We start from the raw sequence: 15,225 nt of genomic DNA, 5'->3' as shown, positions 1-15,225 counted from the left end.
ACTTAGCGCTTCGAAGCCAGCATGGTGGCTTTCTCTTGGTCCATGCGCGCCATCAGTGGCTGACTCTGCGCCAGGAAGCGTGCGCGTTCGGCCTTGGAGATCGGATCGGCCATCGCTACCTTCTGGCCCAGCGGGTCGACGTGCACGCCATTGACCTGGAACTCATAGTGCAAGTGCGGCCCGGTCGAAAGCCCGGTTGTACCGATGTAACCAATCACCTGGCCCTGCTTGACGCTGCCGCCAGTCTTGACGCCCTTGGCGAAACCTTGCATGTGGCCGTAAAGCGTGCGGTAAGCATTGCCGTGCTGGATGATCACGGTATTGCCGTAGCCGCCGCGGCGACCGGCCAACAATACTTTGCCGTCGCCGGCAGCCTTGATCGGCGTGCCCCGCGGAGCTGCATAGTCGACACCTTTATGGGCGCGGATCTTGTTCAGGATCGGGTGCTTGCGGCCCATGGAGAATTTCGAGCTGATGCGGGCGAAATCCACTGGCGTGCGGATGAACGCCTTGCGCATGCTGTTGCCATCTGCGGTGTAGTAGCTGGTGTTGCCTTGTTTGTTGGTGTAGCGCACGGCGGTGTAAGTCTTGCCGCGGTTGATGAAGCGCGCGGAAAGGATCGGGCCATTGCCGACTGCTTTGCCATTGACGACTTTCTGCTCGTAGATCACGTCGAACTGGTCACCCGGGCGAATGTCCTGGGCGAAGTCGACGTCATAACCAAACACACTGGCCATGTCCATGGTCAGGCTGTGGGACAGACCGGCGCGAGCGGCAGACTGTGACAGCGAGCTATTGATCACCCCGTGAACGTAGGCAGAGCGCACGGTCGGTTTGGCGGTAATGCGGTTGAAGGCATAACCCTTGTCGTTCCTGGTCAGGCTGATGGTTTCAAGATCGCTGACCTTGCTGTGCAGATTGATCAGTTGGCCTTCCGGGTTGAGTTCGAACTCGAGCTTCTGGCCGCGCTTGAGTTGGCTGAACAGCTTGGCTTGTTTGCCACTGGCCAGCACTTCATGCACCGAAGCGGAGGGGAGGCCGACTTTCTCGAACAGAGTGGAGAGCGTGTCGCCTTTGGCAACGATCACTTCCCTGTGACTGGGAGCCTTCTTTTCTTCAATGACTGGCGCAGGCGCAGGCGCAGGCGCGGGCTCAGCTGCCGGCTCGACCTGAGCAGTTTCGGTAGCCTCTTCGCTGCTGTTTTCGATCTGCGCGAAAGGGGGCGCTTGCGGCTCATTTGTGGCCTGGACCGCCTCAGCGGCGTCTTGATCTTGTGTCAGTTGTTCTGCAGGTGTTTCCAGTTCAAGACTCAGGGTCGTTCTTTTGGCTTCAACATCACTGGAAGGGAATACCAGAAGCGCCAGGCTCAGAAGCGCGGCGATACCACTTGCTGCGAGCAGGTGGGTCTTCGGGTAAAGCGGCGGCGCTTTAGACGATTCTTTGGTCATAGGTAATGTTTGACTTTGAAAAAAGATGAATTGGAAAAGATGAATGACATGATGAAGATGAAATAACTGTATAAAATATAACCAAATCGTCTCTGAAGCAAGTCCGCGGACCTTCTGTCCGTGGATTGGCGTCCGTGCGCCGGGCAAAACTTGTATTTGACGCGCGATCTTGTATGGTTGTTTCCCTTTGAATTCGAGCCTTGCGGGTCTGTTATGAAGTCGGTTGAAGAGCAGCTAGCGCTGATCAAACGTGGTGCGGAAGAACTGTTGGTCGAGTCCGAGCTGATCGAGAAGCTCAAGCGTGGTCAGCCGCTGCGTATCAAGGCGGGCTTCGACCCGACCGCGCCGGATTTGCACCTGGGCCACACCGTGCTTATTAATAAGCTGCGTCAGTTCCAGGACCTGGGTCACCAGGTGATCTTCCTTATAGGTGATTTCACCGGGATGATCGGTGATCCGAGCGGCAAGAGCGCAACGCGTCCTCCGCTTACTCGCGAGCAGGTGCTCGAGAATGCCGAGACCTACAAGACGCAAGTGTTCAAGATCCTTGATCCGGCCAGGACTGAGGTGGCGTTCAACTCCACCTGGATGGATCAGATGGGTCCGGCTGACTTCATTCGCCTGACTTCGCAATACACCGTTGCGCGCATGCTCGAGCGCGACGACTTCGACAAGCGCTATACCACCAATCAGCCGATCGCCATTCATGAGTTCCTCTATCCGCTGGTGCAGGGGTACGACTCTGTTGCGTTGCGCGCGGACGTCGAGCTGGGTGGAACCGACCAGAAATTCAACCTGCTGATGGGGCGTGAGCTGCAGCGTGGTTATGGCCAGGAGCCTCAGTGCATTCTGACCATGCCGTTGCTAGAAGGTTTGGATGGCGTGAAGAAGATGTCCAAGTCATTGGGCAACTACGTCGGTATTCAGGAAGCTCCAGGCGTCATGTACAGCAAACTGGTCTCCATCCCTGATGTGCTGATGTGGCGTTACTTCGAATTGCTCAGCTTCCGCTCCATGGATGAGATCAACGCATTTCGTGCGGATGTCGAGGCGGGTGCCAATCCGCGAGACATCAAGATCAAGCTGGCTGAAGAAATCGTAGCGCGCTTCCATGGCGAGGAGGCTGCCGCCAATGCTCACCGTGCGGCGGGCAACCGTATGAAGGAAGGCGAGCTGCCGGATGATCTGCCAGAGATCGAGCTGACGGCTGCCGAAGATATGCCAATCGCCGCTGTCCTTAATAAGGCGGGCCTGGTGAAGAACTCTGCCGTGGCGCGTGACCTGCTCGGCTCTGGTGGTGTGCGTATAGATGGTGAGGTGGTCGATCGCACCTTTATATACGTACTCGGCGCGACCCATGTCTGTCAGGCTGGAAAGAAGGCATTTGCGCGTATTACGCTCAAATCCGAATAAGGCTGAAATAAAGGTTGACGGCGGATTCAGGAAGTCTATAATTCGCCCCACTTCCGGCGCAGTCGAAACGGAAAACTCCTTGGTAAACAAAGAGTTAGGCAGTTTTCGGCAGCGGGGTGCTTCAGATCATCGAAGCCTGGAAGGAGTTGGTAGGGCAGTGTGTTGTCGCCTTGTTAACGATTCGATCTTCTCGATCGAAGCGGTGTAAAAGAGGTGTTGACAGCAGCGACTAACGCTGTAGAATTCGCCTCCCGCTGACGAGAGATCGGAAGCGCAAGTGGTTGAAGTTGCAAAGGAAACTTTGAAAACTTCTGAAAATAACCGCTTGACAGCAGCAGAGGAAAGCGTAGAATGCGCGCCTCGGTTGAGACGAAAGATCTTAACCAACCGCTCTTTAACAACTGAATCAAGCAATTCGTGTGGGTGCTTGTGGAGTCAGACTGATAGTCAACAAGATTATCAGCATCACAAGTTACTCCGCGAGAAATCAAAGATGTAACCAACGATTGCTGAGCCAAGTTTAGGGTTTCTTAAAAACCCAAAGATGTTTGAACTGAAGAGTTTGATCATGGCTCAGATTGAACGCTGGCGGCAGGCCTAACACATGCAAGTCGAGCGGCAGCACGGGTACTTGTACCTGGTGGCGAGCGGCGGACGGGTGAGTAATGCCTAGGAATCTGCCTGGTAGTGGGGGATAACGCTCGGAAACGGACGCTAATACCGCATACGTCCTACGGGAGAAAGCAGGGGACCTTCGGGCCTTGCGCTATCAGATGAGCCTAGGTCGGATTAGCTAGTTGGTGAGGTAATGGCTCACCAAGGCGACGATCCGTAACTGGTCTGAGAGGATGATCAGTCACACTGGAACTGAGACACGGTCCAGACTCCTACGGGAGGCAGCAGTGGGGAATATTGGACAATGGGCGAAAGCCTGATCCAGCCATGCCGCGTGTGTGAAGAAGGTCTTCGGATTGTAAAGCACTTTAAGTTGGGAGGAAGGGCAGTTACCTAATACGTATCTGTTTTGACGTTACCGACAGAATAAGCACCGGCTAACTCTGTGCCAGCAGCCGCGGTAATACAGAGGGTGCAAGCGTTAATCGGAATTACTGGGCGTAAAGCGCGCGTAGGTGGTTCGTTAAGTTGGATGTGAAATCCCCGGGCTCAACCTGGGAACTGCATTCAAAACTGACGAGCTAGAGTATGGTAGAGGGTGGTGGAATTTCCTGTGTAGCGGTGAAATGCGTAGATATAGGAAGGAACACCAGTGGCGAAGGCGACCACCTGGACTGATACTGACACTGAGGTGCGAAAGCGTGGGGAGCAAACAGGATTAGATACCCTGGTAGTCCACGCCGTAAACGATGTCAACTAGCCGTTGGGAGCCTTGAGCTCTTAGTGGCGCAGCTAACGCATTAAGTTGACCGCCTGGGGAGTACGGCCGCAAGGTTAAAACTCAAATGAATTGACGGGGGCCCGCACAAGCGGTGGAGCATGTGGTTTAATTCGAAGCAACGCGAAGAACCTTACCAGGCCTTGACATCCAATGAACTTTCCAGAGATGGATTGGTGCCTTCGGGAACATTGAGACAGGTGCTGCATGGCTGTCGTCAGCTCGTGTCGTGAGATGTTGGGTTAAGTCCCGTAACGAGCGCAACCCTTGTCCTTAGTTACCAGCACGTAATGGTGGGCACTCTAAGGAGACTGCCGGTGACAAACCGGAGGAAGGTGGGGATGACGTCAAGTCATCATGGCCCTTACGGCCTGGGCTACACACGTGCTACAATGGTCGGTACAGAGGGTTGCCAAGCCGCGAGGTGGAGCTAATCCCAGAAAACCGATCGTAGTCCGGATCGCAGTCTGCAACTCGACTGCGTGAAGTCGGAATCGCTAGTAATCGCGAATCAGAATGTCGCGGTGAATACGTTCCCGGGCCTTGTACACACCGCCCGTCACACCATGGGAGTGGGTTGCACCAGAAGTAGCTAGTCTAACCTTCGGGAGGACGGTTACCACGGTGTGATTCATGACTGGGGTGAAGTCGTAACAAGGTAGCCGTAGGGGAACCTGCGGCTGGATCACCTCCTTAATCGACGACATCAGCTGCTCCATAAGTTCCCACACGAATTGCTTGATTCATTGAAGAAGACGATTTAGAAGCAGCCCGAAATTGGGTTGTAGCTTGGTTGGTTAGAGCACACCCCATGCTTTGTGGTAAAGAGCAGGGTGAGGTCGGCCTGAGTAGCTCGAAATTGGGTCTGTAGCTCAGTTGGTTAGAGCGCACCCCTGATAAGGGTGAGGTCGGCAGTTCGAATCTGCCCAGACCCACCAATTTTGCTTGTGTGGGAAACGCCTGTAGAAATACGGGGCCATAGCTCAGCTGGGAGAGCGCCTGCCTTGCACGCAGGAGGTCAACGGTTCGATCCCGTTTGGCTCCACCACTACTGCTTCTGTTTGTTGAAAGCTTAGAAATGAGCATTCCACCAAGACGGTGATGAATGTTGATTTCTAGTCTTTGATTAGATCGTTCTTTAAAAATTTGGGTATGTGATAGAAAGATAGACTGAACGTTACTTTCACTGGTAACGGATCAGGCTAAGGTAAAATTTGTGAGTTGCTCTTAATTGAGTATTATCGAATTTTCGGCGAATGTCGTCTTCACAGTATAACCAGATTGCTTGGGGTTATATGGTCAAGTGAAGAAGCGCATACGGTGGATGCCTTGGCAGTCAGAGGCGATGAAAGACGTGGTAGCCTGCGAAAAGCTTCGGGGAGTCGGCAAACAGACTTTGATCCGGAGATGTCTGAATGGGGGAACCCACCTAACATAAGTTAGGTATCTTAAGCTGAATACATAGGCTTAAGAAGCGAACCAGGGGAACTGAAACATCTAAGTACCCTGAGGAAAAGAAATCAACCGAGATTCCCTTAGTAGTGGCGAGCGAACGGGGACTAGCCCTTAAGTGGCTTTGAGATTAGCGGAACGTTCTGGAAAGTACGGCCATAGTGGGTGATAGCCCTGTACGCGAAAATCTCTTAGTCATGAAATCGAGTAGGACGGAGCACGAGAAACTTTGTCTGAATATGGGGGGACCATCCTCCAAGGCTAAATACTACTGACTGACCGATAGTGAACTAGTACCGTGAGGGAAAGGCGAAAAGAACCCCGGAGAGGGGAGTGAAATAGATCCTGAAACCGTATGCGTACAAGCAGTGGGAGCCCACTTTGTTGGGTGACTGCGTACCTTTTGTATAATGGGTCAGCGACTTATTTTCAGTGGCGAGCTTAACCGAATAGGGGAGGCGTAGCGAAAGCGAGTCTTAATAGGGCGTCTAGTCGCTGGGAATAGACCCGAAACCGGGCGATCTATCCATGGGCAGGTTGAAGGTTGGGTAACACTAACTGGAGGACCGAACCGACTACCGTTGAAAAGTTAGCGGATGACCTGTGGATCGGAGTGAAAGGCTAATCAAGCTCGGAGATAGCTGGTTCTCCTCGAAAGCTATTTAGGTAGCGCCTCATGTATCACTGTAGGGGGTAGAGCACTGTTTCGGCTAGGGGGTCATCCCGACTTACCAAACCGATGCAAACTCCGAATACCTACAAGTGCCGAGCATGGGAGACACACGGCGGGTGCTAACGTCCGTCGTGAAAAGGGAAACAACCCAGACCGTCAGCTAAGGTCCCAAAGTTATGGTTAAGTGGGAAACGATGTGGGAAGGCTTAGACAGCTAGGAGGTTGGCTTAGAAGCAGCCACCCTTTAAAGAAAGCGTAATAGCTCACTAGTCGAGTCGGCCTGCGCGGAAGATGTAACGGGGCTCAAACCATACACCGAAGCTACGGGTATCACTTAGGTGATGCGGTAGAGGAGCGTTCTGTAAGCCTGTGAAGGTGAGTTGAGAAGCTTGCTGGAGGTATCAGAAGTGCGAATGCTGACATGAGTAACGACAATGGGTGTGAAAAACACCCACGCCGAAAGACCAAGGTTTCCTGCGCAACGTTAATCGACGCAGGGTTAGTCGGTCCCTAAGGCGAGGCTGAAAAGCGTAGTCGATGGAAAACAGGTTAATATTCCTGTACTTCTGGTTATTGCGATGGAGGGACGGAGAAGGCTAGGCCAGCTTGGCGTTGGTTGTCCAAGTTTAAGGTGGTAGGCTGAGATCTTAGGTAAATCCGGGATCTTAAGGCCGAGAGCTGATGACGAGTGTTCTTTTAGAACACGAAGTGGTTGATGCCATGCTTCCAAGAAAAGCTTCTAAGCTTCAGGTAACCAGGAACCGTACCCCAAACCGACACAGGTGGTTGGGTAGAGAATACCAAGGCGCTTGAGAGAACTCGGGTGAAGGAACTAGGCAAAATGGCACCGTAACTTCGGGAGAAGGTGCGCCGGTGAGGGTGAAGGACTTGCTCCGTAAGCTCATGCCGGTCGAAGATACCAGGCCGCTGCGACTGTTTATTAAAAACACAGCACTCTGCAAACACGAAAGTGGACGTATAGGGTGTGACGCCTGCCCGGTGCCGGAAGGTTAATTGATGGGGTTAGCTAACGCGAAGCTCTTGATCGAAGCCCCGGTAAACGGCGGCCGTAACTATAACGGTCCTAAGGTAGCGAAATTCCTTGTCGGGTAAGTTCCGACCTGCACGAATGGCGTAACGATGGCGGCGCTGTCTCCACCCGAGACTCAGTGAAATTGAAATCGCTGTGAAGATGCAGTGTATCCGCGGCTAGACGGAAAGACCCCGTGAACCTTTACTATAGCTTTGCACTGGACTTTGAATTTGCTTGTGTAGGATAGGTGGGAGGCTTTGAAGCGTGGACGCCAGTTCGCGTGGAGCCAACCTTGAAATACCACCCTGGCAACTTTGAGGTTCTAACTCAGGTCCGTTATCCGGATCGAGGACAGTGTATGGTGGGTAGTTTGACTGGGGCGGTCTCCTCCTAAAGAGTAACGGAGGAGTACGAAGGTGCGCTCAGACCGGTCGGAAATCGGTCGTAGAGTATAAAGGCAAAAGCGCGCTTGACTGCGAGACAGACACGTCGAGCAGGTACGAAAGTAGGTCTTAGTGATCCGGTGGTTCTGTATGGAAGGGCCATCGCTCAACGGATAAAAGGTACTCCGGGGATAACAGGCTGATACCGCCCAAGAGTTCATATCGACGGCGGTGTTTGGCACCTCGATGTCGGCTCATCACATCCTGGGGCTGAAGCCGGTCCCAAGGGTATGGCTGTTCGCCATTTAAAGTGGTACGCGAGCTGGGTTTAGAACGTCGTGAGACAGTTCGGTCCCTATCTGCCGTGGACGTTTGAGATTTGAGAGGGGCTGCTCCTAGTACGAGAGGACCGGAGTGGACGAACCTCTGGTGTTCCGGTTGTCACGCCAGTGGCATTGCCGGGTAGCTATGTTCGGAATAGATAACCGCTGAAAGCATCTAAGCGGGAAACTAGCCTCAAGATGAGATCTCACTGGGACCTTGAGTCCCCTGAAGGGCCGTCGAAGACTACGACGTTGATAGGTTGGGTGTGTAAGCGCTGTGAGGCGTTGAGCTAACCAATACTAATTGCCCGTGAGGCTTGACCATATAACACCCAAGCAATTTGACTACTCGAAAGAGCATCAGATTGCGGTGTGTGAAGACGAAATGAACCGAAAGTTCGAATCTCACAAAACACCGAAAGCTATCACATACCCAATTTGCTGAAGCGAGGCCAGCTGGTCGCGACTCAGTACCCGAATTTCTTGACGACCATAGAGCATTGGAACCACCTGATCCCATCCCGAACTCAGCAGTGAAACGATGCATCGCCGATGGTAGTGTGGGGTTTCCCCATGTGAGAGTAGGTCATCGTCAAGATTAAATTCCGAAACCCCTATCTGCGTACGCAGGTAGGGGTTTTGTTTTTGTCTCCAGGAAAATCTGACCTCCAGGGTTTCTATGCAACGGCTCGGGGCATGGCTATCATGCGGGCCTCATTGTGAGGCGAGACTTGCATGCTGACGTTGTTAAAGCTTCTTAAGGATGGTCGGTTCCATTCCGGCCAGGCCCTGGGCGTTGCCTTGGGTATCAGTCGTAGCGCGGTATGGAAGCAGCTTCAGCATCTGGAGGCTGAACTTGGCTTGTCCATTCATAAGGTGCGCGGGCGCGGCTATCAGCTGGCTGCGCCATTGACGCTGCTTGATCCTCTCAGTATCAGAGAGCGGAGCCCCTCCTGCGACTGGCCCGTTCTGGTCTTCGACTCAATTGATTCCACTAACGCTGAAGCCTTGCGCGCCATAGAGCGCGGCCAGGCTGCGCCATTCCTGGTGCTTGCCGAGCGGCAGACTGCCGGACGGGGTCGCCGTGGTCGAAAATGGGTCAGCCCTTTCGCCGAAAACATCTATTACAGTCTGGTGCTGCGCATTGAAGGTGGAATGCGGCAGTTGGAGGGCTTGAGCCTGGTCGTCGGGCTTGCGGTGATGCAGGCCTTGCGAGAGGTTGGTGTTTCGGCGGCCGGGCTGAAGTGGCCCAATGACGTCCTGGTAGGGCAGAAAAAGATTGCAGGGATATTGCTCGAGCTGGTGGGGGATCCGGCTGACGTATGTCACGTGGTCCTGGGTGTCGGGATCAATGTGAACATGCAGATGACCGATGAGGTTGATCAGCAGTGGACGTCCATGCGGCTTGAGTCAGGCAAGGTATTTGATCGCAATCACCTCGTTGCCGCCTTGGAGGAGAGGCTCCAGGCCTATTTGAGTCGTCATCAGGTCGGCGGGTTCTCGGCATTGCAGGCGGAGTGGGAGCAAAATCATCTGTGGCAGGGGCGCGCTGTGTCGCTGATTGCGGGCGTTAACCATATAGATGGCGAAGTACTGGGCATTGATGGCCAGGGTGCTTTGCGCTTGAAGGTGGATGGCTTGGAAAAAGTCTTTAGTGGTGGTGAGCTCAGTCTGAGGTTGCGTGATGATTCTTGAGCTCGACTGTGGAAACAGTTTTATCAAATGGCGTGTGCTCGATGCGAATGCCCGTCGGGTAGTGGGTGAAGGGGTCGTTGATTCGGATCTCGCATTGCTGGAGGGTTTGAAGGCATTTAAAGGTCTTGCCCTCAGGTTTTGCCGGCTGGTCAGCGTCAGGACCACCGAAGAGACCGGCGCACTGATTTCTTTGCTGACAGATGCTTTTGCGGTGTCGGTGACATGTGCGACGCCGGCTCGCGAGATGGCTGGTGTTCGTAATGGCTATGAAGATTTCGAGCGACTGGGTCTCGATCGCTGGCTGGCGATGCTCGGCGGTTTTCACCTGGCCTCCGGTGCGTGCCTTGTGCTCGATTTCGGTACCGCTGTGACTGCCGACTTCATCGCGAGCGACGGAGAGCATCTCGGAGGATTCATCTGTCCGGGGATGCCGTTGATGCGTAACCAGCTGCGTACCCATACCCGTAGAATCCGCTATGGCGATCTTGCCGCCGAGCGCGCGCTGGAAAGCCTGGTCCCTGGTCGCACCACGGTCGAGGCTGTGGAGCGCGGATGCTCGTTGATGCTCAGGGGTTTTGTCCTGACTCAGCTGGAGCTGGCGCGCAGTTATTGGGGGGAAGATTTCACGGTATTTCTCACCGGCGGGGATGCGGATCTGGTCTCCGGGGTCGCGCCTGAGGCACGGGTGGTTCCTGACCTGGTATTTGTAGGCCTGGCTATGGCATGTCCCTTGTCCTGAGGTTTTTATGCGTTGGATGTTCCTGCTGCTGCTTGTACTCAATGTGTTCTATTACATCTGGCACCAACAAGAGGCCCCGCTTCGTGCGAAGGACGTAACGCCATTGAGTCTGTATCGGGGCTCGCAACAAGATATCCGTTTGCTGAGCGAATCGACTGCGGCGGCTCGCGAGAAGGCAAAGCCTGCACAGCCAGACAATAGCTGTCTGTATTTAGGGGGATTTGCTCGTCAAGAGGCTGCTCAGGCGGTTGAGCGGCGGTTGAGTGGCATGGAAATCAAGTTCCAGTCCCTGCCCAGAGGGGGTGCCGATGCTCCTGGTTACTGGGTGCGTGTGGCACCGGAAAGCCGACGCTGGCTGGATGATCTGCAGCTGCAAAACCTTTCCAGAGAATTCAATGAGTTAAAACATAAAATAATGCCTTGCGAGGGGGTTGCACCCGCTGAATAGTTTGCATAGAATGGCGCCCGCTTCGCAGTGAAGACCTTTAACGGTTAACGGTGCGAAGCGAGGTCAACGCAGCTAACCTCAGGTTTTTAATGAGAAAATGCTTGACAGAAGGCTGGCATGATATAGAATGCCGGCTCGCTTAGGAGGGGTTCCCGAGCGGCCAAAGGGATCAGACTGTAAATCTGACGTCTACGACTTCGAAGGTTCGAATCCTTCCCCCTCCACCATTTTTAGCGAGAGCTGCAAGCCTCGCGGGTATAGTTTAGTGGTAGAACCTCAGCCTTCCAAGCTGATGATGCGGGTTCGATTCCCGCTACCCGCTCCAAGTTTGCAGGTTTTGCACGGTGTTACGCTCTTGTAGCTCAGTTGGTAGAGCACACCCTTGGTAAGGGTGAGGTCAGCGGTTCAAATCCGCTCAAGAGCTCCATATAACAAGGCAGATATGAAAATATCTGCCTTTGTTTTAATGGCCTGGTTGTGTTTCGTTGTCCCTGAGGGTGATTTGAGTCTCGGTGCTGATGGGGTGCAAAGGCCATTGAGTAAATTGTTGTAAAGTCTTTTTCGGGCCGGCATAATGGTCGGCCTGATTTTGTTTTAGGTCAGTAGCTCAATTGGCAGAGCGACGGTCTCCAAAACCGTAGGTTGGGGGTTCGATTCCCTCCTGACCTGCCAGATTCACTTGGTGTGTCTGGCTTTCTTTTCACAGGATCTTCATAGATGACTCCTAAAGCTGAAGCTCAAGGCTCTCGCTTCGATCTGCTCAAGTGGCTTGCAGTAGCTGCTTTGGTGGTTGTTGGCGTTGTTGGCAATCAGTATTACTCTGCGTCGCCGATCCTGTACCGTGTGCTTGCTTTGCTCGTCATTGCTGCTGTAGCTGCCTTTGTAGGCCTGCAGACAGCCAAGGGCAAGTCTTTCTTTGTACTGGTAAAGGAAGCTCGCACCGAGATTCGTAAAGTCGTATGGCCAACTCGCCAAGAAACCACGCAGACCACGTTGATTGTTGTGGCTGTTGTCCTGGTTATGGCGTTGCTGTTGTGGGGGCTTGATTCCCTGCTCGGCTGGCTTGTTTCCTTGATTGTCGGCTAAGGGTGTCCCGTGGCTAAGCGTTGGTACGTTGTGCATGCTTACTCCGGTTACGAGAAGCATGTCATGCGCTCGTTGGTAGAGCGCGTAAAGCTGGCTGGCATGGAAGATGGCTTTGGCGAAATTCTGGTTCCCACTGAAGAAGTGGTTGAAATGCGTAATGGCCAGAAACGCAAAAGCGAGCGCAAGTTCTTCCCAGGTTATGTGCTGGTCCAGATGGACATGAACGAGGGTACTTGGCACTTGGTCAAGGACACGCCTCGGGTGATGGGTTTCATCGGCGGTACTGCTGATAAGCCTGCACCGATCACAGATAAAGAGGCAGAAGCGATTCTGCGTCGTGTTGCTGATGGTAGCGACAAGCCGAAGCCGAAGACGTTGTTCGAGCCAGGTGAGTCGGTACGTGTCAACGACGGACCGTTTGCCGATTTTACTGGCACGGTTGAAGAAGTTAACTACGAAAAGAGCCGGATCCAAGTGGCAGTGCTCATTTTCGGACGCTCTACTCCGGTAGAGCTGGAGTTCAGCCAGGTCGAAAAGGTCTAGCTGAGCAAGCATCCCAACCCCGCAGCCTCAGGCTGTGGGGTTTTGTCGTCACTGGGATAAACGCGCAAGTAACCGGGGAGCCTTTCGAGGCGTTCGAACCCGTAATTGGAGTGCCTCATGGCCAAGAAGATTACCGCTTACATCAAGCTGCAAGTGAAGGCCGCTCAGGCTAACCCAAGTCCACCTGTTGGTCCTGCACTGGGTCAGCACGGCGTGAACATCATGGAATTCTGCAAGGCTTTCAACGCCCGTACCCAGGGTATTGAACCAGGTCTGCCGACTCCAGTGATCATCACTGTCTACAGCGACCGTAGCTTCACTTTCGAAACCAAGTCCACCCCTGCTTCGGTTCTGCTGAAGAAGGCTGCTGGTCTGACTAGCGGTTCCGCTCGTCCGAACACCGTTAAGGTTGGCACCGTGACCCGTGCTCAGCTGGAAGAAATCGCGAAAACCAAAAACGCGGATCTGACTGCAGCTGATATGGATGCAGCCGTGCGTACTATCGCCGGTTCTGCTCGTAGCATGGGCCTTAACGTGGAGGGTGTGTAATGGCTAAGTTGACCAAGCGTCAAAAGGCTATCGCCAGCAAAATCGAAGCCGGCAAATCCTACAACTTTGTAGATGCTGCTGCGCTGCTGGCTGAGCTGTCGACTGTCAAGTTCAGCGAGTCGTTCGACGTTGCTGTAAACCTTGGCGTTGACCCGCGTAAATCCGACCAGGTCGTTCGTAGCGCTACTGTGCTGCCACACGGCACTGGCAAGACCGTTCGCGTAGCCGTGTTCACCCAGGGTCCAGCTGCTGAGGCCGCTCTGGCTGCCGGCGCTGACCGTGTAGGTATGGACGACCTGGCTGCCGAAATGAAAGGCGGCGACCTGAACTATGACGTAGTGATCGCATCCCCGGATGCCATGCGCGTTGTAGGCCAGTTGGGTCAGATCCTCGGTCCACGTGGCCTGATGCCTAACCCTAAAGTCGGCACCGTAACCCCAGACGTAGCTACCGCGGTTAAAAACGCCAAGGCTGGTCAGGTTCGTTATCGCACCGACAAAAACGGCATCATCCACACCTCCGTTGGCAAAGTCGGCTTCGATGCCGTCAAGCTGAAGGAAAACGTTGAAGCCCTGATCGCTGATCTGAAGCGTATCAAGCCAGCTTCCTCGAAAGGTATTTACGTCAAGCGCGTGACCCTGAGCACCACCATGGGTCCAGGTCTGGTCATCGACCAAGGCTCGCTCGACGCGTAAGACACAGGTTGGCGCAAGTGATTGCGCCAATTGAAAGATTGGGGTCCCTGCCTGGCGGGGGCTATCCAAGACCGTAGGCGGCGCAAGTCTTAAACCTCAAGCCTACGCAGATGGTGCTCCCGGTTCCTTACCGAATCAGACACCAAAACGACATCTGGCCTCGGTTGGATGAAACGGTAACAAGCAGGAGTTTTTCCCGTGGCAATTAAACTTGAAGACAAGAAGGCCATCGTCGCTGAAGTCAACAAGGCTGCCCAAGTTGCTCTGTCCGCTGTCGTGGCTGATGCCCGTGGCGTAACAGTAGGCGCTATGACCGGACTCCGTAAAGAGGCTCGTGAAGCTGGCGTATACGTACGTGTTGTACGTAACACCCTGCTCAAGCGCGCCGTTGCTGGCACTCAATATGACGTGCTCAACGACGTGTTCACCGGCCCGACCTTGATTGCATTCTCCAAAGACCATCCGGGCGCTGCTGCCCGTATTTTCAAAGAGTTCGCAAAAGGTCAGGACAAGTTCGAGATCAAGGCAGCTGCGTTCGAGGGCAAGTTCCTCGCAGCTAATCAGATCGACGTACTGGCAAGCCTGCCGACCCGTGACGAAGCAATTTCCCAGCTGATGAGCGTGATTCAAGGCGCAACCAGCAAATTGGCTCGTACTCTGGCGGCTCTTCGCGACCAGAAAGAAGCTGCTGCAGCCTAAGGCTGAGCGACTCCTTTCAGCGTTTATTGTTTATTTCGATGGCCGCGTAGGCTGTCACCCCAATACAGGAATTTATAGTCATGTCTCTGACTAACGACCAAATCATCGAAGCAATCGGCGAAAAATCCGTTCTGGAAATCGTTGAGCTGATCAAGGCCATGGAAGAGAAGTTCGGCGTTTCCGCTGCCGCTGCTTCTGCTGGTCCAGCTGCTGTCGCTGCCGTTGTTGAAGAACAAACTGAATTCAACGTCATGCTGCTGGAAGCTGGCGAGAAGAAAGTTAACGTGATCAAGGCAGTACGTGAACTGACCGGTCTGGGCTTGAAAGAAGCCAAGGCTGTAGTTGACGGCGCTCCTGGCATGGTTCTGGAAGCTGTTTCGAAAGACGCAGCTGACAAAGCCAAAGCCACTCTGGAAGAAGCAGGCGCTAAAGTCGAGCTGAAGTAAGCATCGACTTTGCGTCTCCAGCCCGAGCGTTAAGCGAAAGGCTGATGGCTGGTGGCTCTTGCCACCGGCCTTTTTCCGTTATTGGCAGCCGACTGGGTCGGTGCTGGTAACGAGCTGTAACCACCCGATGCGGTGGCGCAAACCATGGGGTTTGCACGATTTTCTGGCTGCTCCCGTCGGGAGGGGCCAAACAAGCAGGTGACCAAG

The 15,225-nt window shown here is 53.9% G+C and carries 11 protein-coding genes, 6 tRNA genes and 3 rRNA genes; 19 read left to right on the top strand and 1 reads right to left on the bottom strand.

Features of this window, described 5'->3' with window-relative positions:
- Positions 1 to 2: 2 nt before the first annotated feature.
- Positions 3 to 1,448 carry a peptidoglycan DD-metalloendopeptidase family protein gene (locus ACA041_RS29120; RefSeq protein ID WP_497438908.1) on the bottom strand — a complete coding sequence of 482 codons (1,446 nt, stop codon included), beginning with the start codon at positions 1,446 to 1,448 and terminating at the stop codon, positions 3 to 5.
- A 213-nt stretch (positions 1,449 to 1,661) separates the two neighbouring features.
- On the opposite strand from ACA041_RS29120, the gene tyrS reads away from it, so the two are divergent.
- The 19 genes from tyrS (at position 1,662) to rplL (ending at position 15,018) form a co-directional block, all read left to right on the top strand.
- Complete coding sequence (tyrS, locus tag ACA041_RS29115; RefSeq protein ID WP_497438907.1) at positions 1,662 to 2,861, top strand: tyrosine--tRNA ligase; 1,200 nt, start codon at positions 1,662 to 1,664, stop codon at positions 2,859 to 2,861.
- A gap of 550 nt (positions 2,862 to 3,411) precedes the next feature.
- A 16S ribosomal RNA gene (locus tag ACA041_RS29110) occupies positions 3,412 to 4,950 on the top strand.
- 165 nt (positions 4,951 to 5,115) lie between these two features.
- Positions 5,116 to 5,192 (top strand) — tRNA-Ile (locus ACA041_RS29105).
- A gap of 34 nt (positions 5,193 to 5,226) precedes the next feature.
- Positions 5,227 to 5,302 (top strand) — tRNA-Ala (locus ACA041_RS29100).
- Between the two features lie 249 nt (positions 5,303 to 5,551).
- Positions 5,552 to 8,443: ribosomal RNA gene (locus ACA041_RS29095) — 23S ribosomal RNA — on the top strand.
- Between the two features lie 157 nt (positions 8,444 to 8,600).
- A 5S ribosomal RNA gene (gene rrf / locus ACA041_RS29090) occupies positions 8,601 to 8,716 on the top strand.
- Together the 16S, 23S and 5S rRNA genes with 2 tRNA genes alongside form the textbook arrangement of a ribosomal RNA operon.
- A 137-nt stretch (positions 8,717 to 8,853) precedes the next feature.
- A complete protein-coding gene (gene birA, locus ACA041_RS29085) occupies positions 8,854 to 9,813 on the top strand; it encodes a bifunctional biotin--[acetyl-CoA-carboxylase] ligase/biotin operon repressor BirA (protein ID WP_497438906.1) in 960 nt (319 codons plus the stop codon).
- Entirely contained in the window at positions 9,803 to 10,552 is a 750-nt protein-coding gene (locus ACA041_RS29080) for a pantothenate kinase (protein WP_497438905.1), read from the top strand. Before birA ends, ACA041_RS29080 begins: the two co-directional genes overlap by 11 nt.
- A 7-nt stretch (positions 10,553 to 10,559) precedes the next feature.
- On the top strand, positions 10,560 to 11,000 hold the full coding sequence (locus ACA041_RS29075) for a hypothetical protein (protein WP_497438904.1): 441 nt from the start codon (positions 10,560 to 10,562) through the stop codon (positions 10,998 to 11,000).
- Positions 11,001 to 11,142: 142 nt separating this feature from the next.
- Positions 11,143 to 11,227: transfer RNA gene (locus tag ACA041_RS29070), tRNA-Tyr, on the top strand.
- 24 nt (positions 11,228 to 11,251) lie between these two features.
- A tRNA-Gly gene (locus ACA041_RS29065) sits at positions 11,252 to 11,325 on the top strand.
- A gap of 26 nt (positions 11,326 to 11,351) precedes the next feature.
- Positions 11,352 to 11,427: transfer RNA gene (locus ACA041_RS29060), tRNA-Thr, on the top strand.
- A 169-nt stretch (positions 11,428 to 11,596) separates the two neighbouring features.
- A tRNA-Trp gene (locus ACA041_RS29055) sits at positions 11,597 to 11,672 on the top strand.
- Positions 11,673 to 11,717: 45 nt separating this feature from the next.
- A complete protein-coding gene (gene secE / locus ACA041_RS29050; protein WP_064680062.1) occupies positions 11,718 to 12,086 on the top strand; it encodes a preprotein translocase subunit SecE in 369 nt (122 codons plus the stop codon).
- 9 nt (positions 12,087 to 12,095) lie between these two features.
- A complete protein-coding gene (nusG, locus tag ACA041_RS29045; RefSeq protein WP_007896622.1) occupies positions 12,096 to 12,629 on the top strand; it encodes a transcription termination/antitermination protein NusG in 534 nt (177 codons plus the stop codon).
- A 117-nt stretch (positions 12,630 to 12,746) separates the two neighbouring features.
- Complete coding sequence (gene rplK / locus ACA041_RS29040) at positions 12,747 to 13,178, top strand: 50S ribosomal protein L11 (RefSeq protein WP_003210097.1); 432 nt, start codon at positions 12,747 to 12,749, stop codon at positions 13,176 to 13,178.
- The gene (rplA, locus tag ACA041_RS29035; RefSeq protein ID WP_111451231.1) at positions 13,178 to 13,873 is read left to right on the top strand and encodes a 50S ribosomal protein L1; all 696 of its coding nucleotides are present in this window, start codon (positions 13,178 to 13,180) and stop codon (positions 13,871 to 13,873) included. Before rplK ends, rplA begins: the two co-directional genes overlap by 1 nt.
- A 198-nt stretch (positions 13,874 to 14,071) precedes the next feature.
- Positions 14,072 to 14,572, top strand: a complete 501-nt coding sequence (gene rplJ / locus ACA041_RS29030; protein WP_008145489.1) for a 50S ribosomal protein L10 — start codon at positions 14,072 to 14,074, stop codon at positions 14,570 to 14,572.
- 80 nt (positions 14,573 to 14,652) lie between these two features.
- A complete protein-coding gene (rplL, locus tag ACA041_RS29025; protein WP_010467258.1) occupies positions 14,653 to 15,018 on the top strand; it encodes a 50S ribosomal protein L7/L12 in 366 nt (121 codons plus the stop codon).
- Positions 15,019 to 15,225: the final 207 nt, after the last annotated feature.

The sequence above is a fragment of the Pseudomonas sp. LBUM1676 genome (assembly GCF_059695605.1).
This window is presented reverse-complemented; position numbering and strand designations above follow the sequence as displayed.

Bases quoted from the DNA above. Each gene is read 5' to 3' on its own strand.
- tyrS (WP_497438907.1), top strand. From the start codon at position 1,662: ATGAAGTCGGTTGAAGAGCAGCTAGCGCTGATCAAACGTGGTGCGGAA.
- rplA (WP_111451231.1), top strand. From the start codon at position 13,178: ATGGCTAAGTTGACCAAGCGTCAAAAGGCTATCGCCAGCAAAATCGAA.
- ACA041_RS29080 (WP_497438905.1), top strand. From the start codon at position 9,803: ATGATTCTTGAGCTCGACTGTGGAAACAGTTTTATCAAATGGCGTGTG.
- rplL (WP_010467258.1), top strand. From the start codon at position 14,653: ATGTCTCTGACTAACGACCAAATCATCGAAGCAATCGGCGAAAAATCC.
- birA (WP_497438906.1), top strand. From the start codon at position 8,854: ATGCTGACGTTGTTAAAGCTTCTTAAGGATGGTCGGTTCCATTCCGGC.
- secE (WP_064680062.1), top strand. From the start codon at position 11,718: ATGACTCCTAAAGCTGAAGCTCAAGGCTCTCGCTTCGATCTGCTCAAG.
- rplK (WP_003210097.1), top strand. From the start codon at position 12,747: ATGGCCAAGAAGATTACCGCTTACATCAAGCTGCAAGTGAAGGCCGCT.
- ACA041_RS29120 (WP_497438908.1), bottom strand. From the start codon at position 1,448: ATGACCAAAGAATCGTCTAAAGCGCCGCCGCTTTACCCGAAGACCCAC.
- ACA041_RS29075 (WP_497438904.1), top strand. From the start codon at position 10,560: ATGCGTTGGATGTTCCTGCTGCTGCTTGTACTCAATGTGTTCTATTAC.